This is a genomic window from Flavobacterium sp. (assembly GCF_004211145.1).
GTDB lineage: Bacteria > Bacteroidota > Bacteroidia > Flavobacteriales > Flavobacteriaceae > Flavobacterium.
Genome location: NZ_SEBS01000062.1, coordinates 1 through 10009 on the forward strand (window position 1 = coordinate 1; position 10009 = coordinate 10009).

11 protein-coding genes and 1 pseudogene are annotated in these 10009 nt (G+C 45.3%); 9 read left to right on the top strand and 3 right to left on the bottom strand.

Annotated elements, in window-relative coordinates; genetic code table 11:
• Window positions 1–610: 610 nt before the first annotated feature.
• Window positions 611–1306: a LytTR family DNA-binding domain-containing protein gene (locus EOO50_RS17235; protein ID WP_290841525.1), complete on the bottom strand. Its 696-nt coding sequence runs from the start codon at window positions 1304–1306 to the stop codon at window positions 611–613.
• Window positions 1307–1475: 169 nt separating this feature from the next.
• Here EOO50_RS17235 and rpsF point away from each other — a divergent pair, with 169 nt between their 5' ends.
• The 8 genes from rpsF to EOO50_RS17275 all read left to right on the top strand — a co-directional run bounded on the left by rpsF (window position 1476) and on the right by EOO50_RS17275 (window position 7862).
• Window positions 1476–1847 (top strand): 30S ribosomal protein S6, encoded by a 372-nt coding sequence (rpsF, locus tag EOO50_RS17240; RefSeq protein ID WP_290841526.1) that lies wholly within the window; start codon window positions 1476–1478, stop codon window positions 1845–1847.
• A gap of 5 nt (window positions 1848–1852) precedes the next feature.
• Window positions 1853–2149: a 30S ribosomal protein S18 gene (rpsR, locus tag EOO50_RS17245; RefSeq protein ID WP_290841527.1), complete on the top strand. Its 297-nt coding sequence runs from the start codon at window positions 1853–1855 to the stop codon at window positions 2147–2149.
• Between the two features lie 143 nt (window positions 2150–2292).
• The gene (gene rplI, locus EOO50_RS17250; RefSeq protein ID WP_290841528.1) at window positions 2293–2739 is read left to right on the top strand and encodes a 50S ribosomal protein L9; all 447 of its coding nucleotides are present in this window, start codon (window positions 2293–2295) and stop codon (window positions 2737–2739) included.
• Between the two features lie 472 nt (window positions 2740–3211).
• A complete protein-coding gene (locus tag EOO50_RS17255; protein ID WP_290841529.1) occupies window positions 3212–3685 on the top strand; it encodes a DUF6495 family protein in 474 nt (157 codons plus the stop codon).
• Between the two features lie 45 nt (window positions 3686–3730).
• Window positions 3731–5728 (top strand): NAD-dependent DNA ligase LigA, encoded by a 1998-nt coding sequence (gene ligA / locus EOO50_RS17260; RefSeq protein ID WP_290841530.1) that lies wholly within the window; start codon window positions 3731–3733, stop codon window positions 5726–5728.
• A complete protein-coding gene (locus EOO50_RS17265; RefSeq protein ID WP_290841531.1) occupies window positions 5725–6408 on the top strand; it encodes a lysoplasmalogenase family protein in 684 nt (227 codons plus the stop codon). Before ligA ends, EOO50_RS17265 begins: the two co-directional genes overlap by 4 nt.
• A 32-nt stretch (window positions 6409–6440) precedes the next feature.
• Window positions 6441–7148 carry a lysoplasmalogenase family protein gene (locus EOO50_RS17270; RefSeq protein ID WP_290841532.1) on the top strand — a complete coding sequence of 236 codons (708 nt, stop codon included), beginning with the start codon at window positions 6441–6443 and terminating at the stop codon, window positions 7146–7148.
• Between the two features lie 9 nt (window positions 7149–7157).
• Complete coding sequence (locus EOO50_RS17275) at window positions 7158–7862, top strand: hypothetical protein (protein WP_290841533.1); 705 nt, start codon at window positions 7158–7160, stop codon at window positions 7860–7862.
• Here the strand turns inward: EOO50_RS17275 and EOO50_RS17280 are convergent.
• Window positions 7833–8744, bottom strand: a complete 912-nt coding sequence (locus tag EOO50_RS17280) for a metallophosphoesterase (protein WP_290841534.1) — start codon at window positions 8742–8744, stop codon at window positions 7833–7835. The two genes, EOO50_RS17275 and EOO50_RS17280, sit on opposite strands and share 30 nt — an antisense overlap.
• A 171-nt stretch (window positions 8745–8915) precedes the next feature.
• Window positions 8916–9707 (bottom strand): 5'-nucleotidase, encoded by a 792-nt coding sequence (locus EOO50_RS17285; protein ID WP_290841535.1) that lies wholly within the window; start codon window positions 9705–9707, stop codon window positions 8916–8918.
• Between the two features lie 35 nt (window positions 9708–9742).
• On the opposite strand from EOO50_RS17285, the pseudogene EOO50_RS17290 reads away from it, so the two are divergent.
• Window positions 9743–10009, top strand: a pseudogene (locus tag EOO50_RS17290) (hypothetical protein); the annotation flags it as partial.

A 10009-nucleotide genomic window follows, 5' to 3' on the forward strand; every position in this document is an offset into this window, starting at 1 on the left:
AGTTACGTAAGTGCGATCCGTGTTGATTCGTGTATCCGTGGCTAAAATGAAGGAACAAAGAGCGGAATTTCTTTTTCTGAAACGGCTACGTTTTTTGCTACGAAGGGACGAGATTTTTTTGCCACGAATACACGAATTTTCACGGACTTTTTTGATTTCGACCTAGATATTCTTGCGGTTAAAATCGCCTTGAATCGGATATCGCTATGATTGGTTAAGTAAGTGCGACCCGTGTAGATTCGTGTATCCGTGGCTAAAACTAAGGAACAGAAAGCATAAAATTTCTTTTTCTGGGAAGGCTATGTTCTTTGCCACAAAGGGACGATATTTTTTGACACGGATACACGGGTTTTCACGGACTTTTGGATTTCAAATTTTAGATGTTCGTGTTAAAATCAACATGAATCGATATGTGAGGATGAATCGATTAAGTAAGTATGATCCGTTAAATCCGTGTATCCGTGGCAAAACAAAAATCCGTGGCAAAACAAAAATCTGTGACAAAACAAAAATCTGTGACAAAACAAAAATCTGTGACAAAACAAAAATCTGCGGCAAAAAAAAACCGCCGATACTTAAATCAGCGGCCAATATCAATCCAAAAGATTGTTTAAGCTATTGCCAAAGCACGAATCAAATCGTCTTTCTTGTTTCGGCTCAAAGGGATTTTCGTAACCCCGATCTCAGCGAATTTGCTGTTGAACCTCTCCACTTTGTCAATATTGATAATATAGGACTTGTGCACGCGGATGAACTTGTCTTTTGACAAATCCTTCTCGAAAGACTTCATCGTCGAAAGGACGAGGTTGCTGTCTTCTTCGGTCACTACTTTCACGTAGTCTCCAAATGCTTCGATCCATTTGATCTTAGAAGTGAAGACTTTCAGTTTCTTAAGATTACTCTTAATAAAAATGTGGTCTCCGTCTTCTTCCTGGTTTTCCTTCTTAAGCATGTGGAAATCCATAGCACGTTTCACCGAGGCATTAAAACGATCCAACGCGATTGGTTTTTGAAGGTAGTCGGTCGCATCATAATCGAACGCTTTCATGGCATATTCCGCCTTTGACGTGATGAAAATGATTTGCGGCTTAACCTTTAACCCGTCGAGAAAATCGAATCCACTGATGACCGGCATCTCGATATCGAGAAAAATAAGGTCGACGGTGTGGACCGACATACAGTTTTTGGCCTCAATTGCATTGGAAAAATCACCTACTAAATGTAAGTTCGGGTGATTATTCACTAACTTTGCGATGATCATTCGTTGGATCGAACTGTCATCTACAACGACACAATTTAACTTCATAACTTTATTTATTATAGATTTGGTAAGGCGAAAATATATAGTTTTTTTTAACCGACCTAACATTTATCGGATTTTTTTGCATTTTACCGAATAAAGTGATATTTCTCTTGCGCAATAAAATTTAATCACTACTTTTGCACACATTTTTAAATAATCAAAATTAATTTTTATGAATCATTACGAAACTGTTTTCATTTTGAATCCCGTTTTATCTGACGTTCAGGTAAAGGAAACAGTGAGCAAGTTCAAAGAGTATCTTACTTCAAGAGGTGCTGAATTTGTTTCTGAAGAGGATTGGGGCCTTAAAAAGCTCGCTTACGAAATCCAACACAAGAAAAGTGGCTTTTACCACCTTTTCGAATTCAAAGCTCCAGGAGAGATCTTGTTGCCGTTCGAGACTGAGTTCCGTCGCGACGAGCGCGTCATGCGTTTCCTTACGGTAGCACTTGACAAGCACGCCATCTCTTGGGCCGAAAGAAGAAGAGCAAAACAAAAGTCTAACGCATCTGCACCCGCTGCAGCAGCACCAGCTAACGCCTAATCATTATGTCTAGCATAGAGCAATCAGCAAAAGGGAAAAAAGACGGGGATATCAGATATCTTACGCCTTTGAACATTGAAACGAATAAGCAAAAGAAATATTGCCGTTTCAAGAAATCAGGTATCAAATATGTAGACTTCAAAGACCCGGATTTCTTGTTGAAATTCGTGAACGAGCAAGGGAAAATCCTTCCACGTCGTCTTACGGGAACTTCATTGAAATACCAAAGAAAAGTGTCGGTTGCCGTGAAACGCGCTCGTCACCTCGCATTGATGCCATACGTGGCCGATTTGCTTAAATAAAAAGCGCAATAAGCTTTATGCTTTAGGTTTGGTCGATGCACAAGACATTAAGCCTATAGCCTACAGCCTAATGCACATAAATTAATTAATAACGTTGTTGGTTTCCGTCATCGGAACCTAACTTCTTAAACAAGGACATCAACATGGAATTGATCTTAAAACAAGACGTTCAAAATTTGGGATTCAAAGACGATGTAGTTTCGGTAAAGCCAGGCTACGGACGTAACTTTTTGATCCCACAAGGATTTGCTTCATTGGCAACTCCATCGGCTAAAAAAATCTTGGCTGAAAACCTTAAGCAAAAAGCGCACAAAGAAGCGAAAGTCGTTGACGACGCCAAGAAATTGGCCGAGGCATTGAAAGCTCTTGAAATCAAGATCACTGCAAAAGCAGGTGGCGAGAAATTGTTCGGATCAGTTACGAACGCTGACATCGCTGAAGCTCTTGACAAGCAAGGACAATCTATCGATCGTAAATTCATCACTTCAGGTATCGTGAAACGTACAGGAAAATATAATGCAAGCATCCGTTTGCACCGTGATGTGATCGTAGACCTTCCTTACGAGATCGTGGCTGAGCAGACTGCTTAATCAAAAATTGGATTATATTGAAAACCTTCTCATTTGAGGAGGTTTTTTTTTGTTTAATTTTGAAGCTGATCCGGCTTTCCGCTGCAATTCCTCATTGTAAAAGTTGTTTTTGTAATCATTTCCGCGAGCTTCCTTTGGTCGCTGCGGCAATGAAACAAAATCAAGACTTTTACAACTGCGGGATTTTCGCTTCAATCCGGGCTAGGGAATCGAAAGTCGAAAGTCGAAAGTCGGAAAAGTTTGTAAAGTCTCAAACATCATAAGTTCGAAAAGCGACGCGCGGATTTTGCCGAAACGTCCGTCCTTCAATATTGCACCTTGCACTTTCGACATTTTTACTATTTCAAACATCTTTCGCTATTTTTGCGCTTCCAAACCCCGAAACCGAATCTTACGTAATTAGTAACGTATACGCAGTGTTGCCCGGAAACCCGCTCAGGCACTCAGGCACTTTGCACTCAAGCATTCAAAAATGAAATACCAAAGACTCACAAAAGAACAACTCGAGGAACTCCATCCCGAATTCATCAATTTTCTCGCGACCCAATCGATCGACAAGAAAGAATGGGATAAAATCAAGCAGGAACAACCTCAGATCGCAGAGCAGGAAATTGACGTATTCTCTGACCTGATTTGGGAAGGCGTCCTGACTCGGGCCGAATACCTCGAGCACTTCTCAAAGTCGCACGGTTTCCTGTTCCATTGCGGCGAAACGCACGTACATTCGATCATCTTGAAAGTGCTTGACGAAAACGTCGACCTGCTTACGAATGAAGGCGTGCAATTCTTGTCTGACAATATGTTCACTGACGCCATCGAAATCAAAACCGGCACGAAAGCGTACGACGCCGAGCGCAACGCGGCAATTTTCGAGTTGATCCGGCAAGGTGCGTTTTTAAGCGATGGCCAATTCTTCCAACAACTAAAAAAGATTATAGAATCCTGAGCAAAATGGTTATTTTAGTCGGACGATTGAAACTGCCCGATTTTTATGAATATCCAGGAAGCCATGCAAGTGTTGCGCGATGAACTCGAACAGCACAACTATAACTATTACGTACTCGACAATCCGTCGATTTCCGATTTTGAGTTCGACCAAAAGCTCAAGGAATTGCAAGGCCTCGAGCAAAAACATCCCGAATTTTTCGACGAGAATTCCCCGACACAGCGCGTAGGCGGTTCGGTCACCAAAAACTTCGATACCGTCGTGCACGAACGTCGCATGTATTCGCTCGACAATTCGTACTCGAGAGCAGACTTGATCGATTGGGAAAACCGCATCCAGCGCGCACTCGGAAACGTCCCCGTTGAATTCACTTGCGAACTCAAATACGACGGCGCTTCGATCAGCATAACCTATGAAAAAGGAAAAATAAAACAAGCGATTACAAGAGGAGACGGTTTCCAGGGCGACAACGTGACGACGAACGTGAAAACGATCCGATCGGTTCCGTTGCAGTTGAAAGGCGATTATCCCGACAAGTTTGAGATCCGAGGCGAGATCATCCTACCGCTCGCCGGCTTCGAAAAGATGAACAAGGAATTGATCGAAATAGGGGAAACGCCGTATTCGAATCCAAGAAATACGGCTTCGGGCAGTTTGAAATTACAGGACAGCGCCGAAGTCTCGAAACGTCCGCTCGATTGTTTGCTGTACACGGTCGTCGCCGACAAGTTGCCGTTCAAGACGCATTTCGAAGGTCTCGAAGCCGCGCGTCGCTGGGGTTTCAAGGTCCCAAAAGAAGCGGTCTTGGCGAAAAGCCTCGACGAGGTTTCTGAATTTCTGGACTATTGGGATACGCACCGACACAATCTCCCGTACGAAATTGACGGTGTCGTAATCAAGGTCAACGATTTCCATCAGCAGGAAGAACTCGGTTACACGGCCAAATCCCCGCGTTGGGCGATGGCGTACAAATTCAAGGCCGAACAGGTTTCGACGCGACTCAACTCGATCTCATATCAGGTCGGGCGAACGGGAGCGATCACGCCCGTCGCGAATTTGGAACCCGTACAGTTGGCCGGAACGATCGTAAAGCGCGCCTCTTTGCACAACGCCGACCAGATCGAGAAACTCGGCATCCGCGTAGGCGATGAAGTGTTCGTCGAGAAAGGCGGGGAAATCATCCCTAAAATCATCGCCGTCGACTTGAGCAAACGTCCGCTCGACGCCGAACCCGTAAAATATCTCACGCATTGTCCCGAATGCGACACCGAATTGGTTCGGACGGCAGGCGAAGCACAACATTATTGTCCGAATTTCTACGGATGTCCGCCACAGATCATTGGCCGCATCCAACATTATATTTCGAGAAAAGCGATGGATATCGAAGGCCTCGGCGGGGAAACCGTCGCGCTTTTGTTCCACAACGGCCTGGTTCACAATTATGCCGACTTGTACGATCTTACGGTCGATCAGGTGATTCCGCTCGATCGAATGGCGCAGAGATCGGCCGAGAATCTGATCAACGGCATCGAAAAATCGAAGGAAATTCCATTTGAACGCGTTTTGTATGCTTTGGGCATCCGATACGTCGGGGAAACCGTCGCCAAGAAACTCGCGAAACACTACAAAACGATCGACGCGCTTGCAAATGCGACGTTGATCGATTTGGTTTTGGTCGACGAAATAGGCGAGCGCATCGCCCAAAGCGTCATGGATTTTTTCCAGAATGCGCAGAACCGGAACATCGTCGACCGACTCAAGAATTACGGCGTTCAACTCGAAATTGTCGAACGCATAAATCCGAACGCGACCAATAAATTGCAAGGCAAAACGTTTGTCGTTTCAGGTGTGTTCGAGTCTTTTTCGCGCGATGGCATCAAAGCCGCGGTCGAGGAAAACGGCGGGAAGCTCGGAAGCTCGATCTCGGCCAAGACCGATTTTGTCGTCGCGGGTGAAAACATGGGGCCGGCCAAATTGGAAAAGGCGACCAAGCTCAATGTACCGATCCTGTCGGAAAACGATTTCATAAAAATGCTCGTATGAAAACTGAGAAACCGGCGATAATCTTATACTTCACGGCTTGTATCCTCGCGGTCATCGCGACGGCCATAAAGAGTGAGACGTTGCTGATTTTTACGAAACCAATCGTCATTCCGGCCATTTTCTTCTATTATCTGTCGATCAAGAAGACGAAGTTCAACGTTTGGTACGGTGTGTTCTTACTGCTCACATTCGCGGGCGACACGATCGTACTGCTCGATTTGAAGAACGAGACGATTTTCATAATGGTGCCGTTCATCTTGTCGTACATCATTTTACTTTGTTTCATCACGGCCGATGTGAAGCGCCTTCGGTTCAGTTGGCCCGGACTCGCCACGGGATTGTTCGCGTTCGGTTTGCTTATCGTCGCGGCATTTACGCTGATTCATTTCTTTAGCGCAGAAAGTAAGGCGCTGACCGTTCCGGTAATCATCTACGGCGTTATACTCGGGCTTCAAGCCGGTCTCGCGGCCTATCATTTCCATGTGAGCTCGACCAATATGTCTTTTTATCTCGCGATGACCGCATTATTCAATTGCGTATCCGATGTTTTTTACGTTATATTTACACTGATTATCATCGACTTCCCTGAATTTCAAAGTCTTGATATCGCGCTCCAAATCTTTTCCTACTACTTTGTGATCAAGTATTTCGCATTGCGCAAGCCGTTGAAATCGGTTTGAGGCAGCGAGTCATGTAGTGTTAATTGCCGTTTATGGAAAAAATTTCGCGTTTGGCGGTAGTCAAGGTTTTTGCCGTTTTGTATTGCTTTGTTTCGGCTATGGAAGTAGTCGCCGAATATTTCTATCACCTTCCATTGATCTGGAGCAGCAAACCGTTCATCGTCCCGATCTTGGCCATCATGTATTGGCTTTCTTCGCGCTCGGTAAACGTCGTTTTCCTATTTGCGCTCGCTTGCAGTTGGGTAGCGAACATGTTTTTTATTTCGCGCTCGCTTGAGAGCATCAGCATCGGGGCGTATATTTTCCTCGGCTATCGGATCCTGATCATTTACGTCGTGATGCGGCTCATCAAATTCCCGGGAATCTTGCCCGTGGCTTTGGGAAGTCTGCCGTTCGTCTTCATTTATCTGTATGTGATCAACGTGAGTTACGATACGATCGGAAACGGCTTATACATGTTTATCGCGCAAGGATTCTTTATCTCGTTTTTGGGCGGATTGTCGGTCGGAAACTACATTTTGCGCTCCAACAAAGGCAATACTTTATTGCTCATAAGCACGCTCATGTTCGCTTTCACGCAGTTTATTTTCGTCGTAAAACTGTTCTACGTCGACCTTGACATATTCCAGCCGATTGCGATGGCATTATTTGCGATCGGACAATATATATTGTGTAAATTCGTATTGATCTCCGAGCGGAAGAACGCCAAAATAAGAGTGGCCCAAAACCTGCCCGCCTAAATTAAGCCTATGGTTTTCAGGCACGAAAATAATGGCATCACCTTCTTTGCGCTCCTGTATTTCGCGGTGGCCATAGCTGAAGTCGTGTGCGAACTCTTCGCGTACAAGCCATTGATTTACATCTTGAAGCCGCTCATGCCGTTCCTTTTGATGCTGCTTTATTTCCTGACCTCGAGCAAACGAAGCCCGTTTTTCTTTGTAGTCATGTCACTTTCGCTCGTCACGAATATTTTGTTCATCCCTGACAGCCAGACAATGTTGTTCTACGGATTGCTCGTGTTTTTGGTGCATCGGATCCTGATCATCGTTTACATCGTCCGACAAATAAAAATGAGGGATTACGTTCCGGTGGCGATCGCGACGGTACCGTTTCTTCTCGTGTACTTCTACCTGTTTTTGATCACCGATGGAATTCCTGAAAACAGTTTCGCGGTCCTTATCGCCCAAAACATCCTGATCTCGATCCTATGCGGGATTTCGTTTTCATATTACATGATGCAGGACAACAAGCGGAATTCGTGGCTGCTTTTATGCGGCATCTTTTTCGGGGCGCTGCACTTTATCGTATTCGTCGAAAAATTCTATCTCATGGGATTCTCGCCCGCGATTTTCAGGCCGATCGCGATGGGATTGAACGCATTCGCCTTTTACACGTTCTATGAATTCGTGATGGCGACCGAAAAATCAAACAGTAATGGTACGGCCGAGGCTTGATTTGGATTTATCGGTGTCGAAGTAGAAATCGATTCGGCCCAGATTGATGCCGTAACAACCGACCTGATTGACCAAAACATCCTGCCCGGCGCTATTTTTTACGATCGTCGGTTTGTCCAGGAACGTATGCGTATGTCCGCCGATGATCAAGTCGATGTCTTTCGTGAGGGCCGCGAGTTTCAGGTCTGAAATCTTATCCGGATCGTTCTTGTAATCATATCCGATGTGCGATAGGCAAACGACCAGATCGCACTTCTCAATTTCCTTTAGCGTTCCTACGATATCTTGCGTCACGCCCACGGGATCGTTGTATTTCGTCTCCTTGTAATTACGCCGATCGACCAGACCCGCGAGTTCGACGCCAAGCCCGAAAATTCCGATCTTGATGCCGTCTTTCACGAAAATTTTATAGGGTTTCACAATGCCGTCGAGGATCGTATTGGAGAAATCATAGTTCGCCGACACGAAGTTGAAATTCGCATGCGGCAACTGAGCGTAAAAACCTTCGATGCCGTTATCGAAATCGTGGTTGCCCATCGTTCCCAAATCGTAGCCCATCATGCTCATGAGCTTGATCTCGAGTTCGCCTCCATAATAATTGAAGTAGGGCGTTCCCTGAAAAATATCGCCCGCATCGAGTAAAAGAGTGTTGGGATTTTCCTGTCGGATGCTTTCGATGAGTGCTGCGCGTCTCGCGACTCCGCCTTTATTCGGATTCTTCGGATGGTCGGCCGGAAACGGATCGATGTAGCTGTGGACGTCGTTCGTGTGCAAAATCGTGAGTTGCTTTTTTGCAGGCGAGAAACTTTGGAGCGATAATCCGCCGAAAGCCGCGAGGGCCGATGTTGCTGCTGTTTTTTGGAGGAAGTTACGTCTGTTCATATTTTTTGCGGTGAATGGGCAATGTTTTTTTGCCACGAAGGCGCGAAGACACGAAGTCTCCAAGATTCAAAGGCAGGGTTTTTTACTGTGCGCTGAATAACGAAACTCTTTTGCTTAAATAAAATTGCTAAGGCTTTTGCCTTCGTGTCTCCGTGTCTTCTTGGCAAAAAATCATTCCACGCTAATTCGTAGATCAGTCGGAAACGGAACAACATCAACCTCCTTAAAATAATCAATCAAAACATTGCGCAATTTATAATCGAGCGGCCACGATTTCCCGCTTTTGGCGAAGAACAGCATGTTATCGCCACCCATGTACAAATAATCGTTCGTGGCGACATAGTATGTTTTCGCCGCATCGTAAGGTTTTCCTGCGATCATTATATTTTTCGGCGAGTTGTCTTTCCCGATCGTGAATGCGATCCCGGAAATCGGATGCGGTTTTTTCTCGGAAATGATATAACGGAGCATTTCCATGATCTGCGCATCATGCATTTCGGCCACGATCACGCTGTTTTCAAACGGCATGATCTCGAACGCCGTTTTCATCGTGACATTTCCCTTAGGAATGATCGATCGAACGCCGCCCGCATTTAGCATCACGAAATCGATGTGTTTGCCTTCGCGTTTAAAGAAAATCGAATCGGATTTGGATTTTGTCACGTCGGCGAATAGGTTCCCGATCGACGTCTGCCATTGTCCCGACTTGTCGAGCGTTTGGGGCGACACGGCCAGGACCGTATTCATTTCGGCCTCGATGTGGTCGTGGTACGGTCGTATGAACGCGGCGATTTTCGCGTCTTCGCCTTTGGCGTCGGTTATCGGGATTTCCCTGCCCGAAATGTTCGCCACGTATGGTTTTCGCGAACCACAGGCGAGTACCGTCGCAAATGTTAAGAATAAACCAAAACGTTTTAAGGCAACGTTATAGTTTTTTAGTTTTACCGACCACTGTTGTGTCATTATTTGACTAAATTTACAAGCGAGGTAAAAGTAGTATGTTTTTAAACTTCCTGAAGAATCTTTTCACGAAAAAAATTGTTAAGAATAGCCTGTCGAACGTGGATCACGAGGTTTATCAGGCGAAGGTAAAGACGGTCGGCATCATATTCGACGAAAGCTATTTTTACGAACGCGAAGCCCTTGTGGCCGAGTTGGTAGCCAACGGAATCGACGAGGAAAACATATCGGTACTCGTCTTTAAAAACAGGATCAAAAAGAACGAAATCTTCGATTATCCCGTTTTCAGCCATAAGGATCTGAGC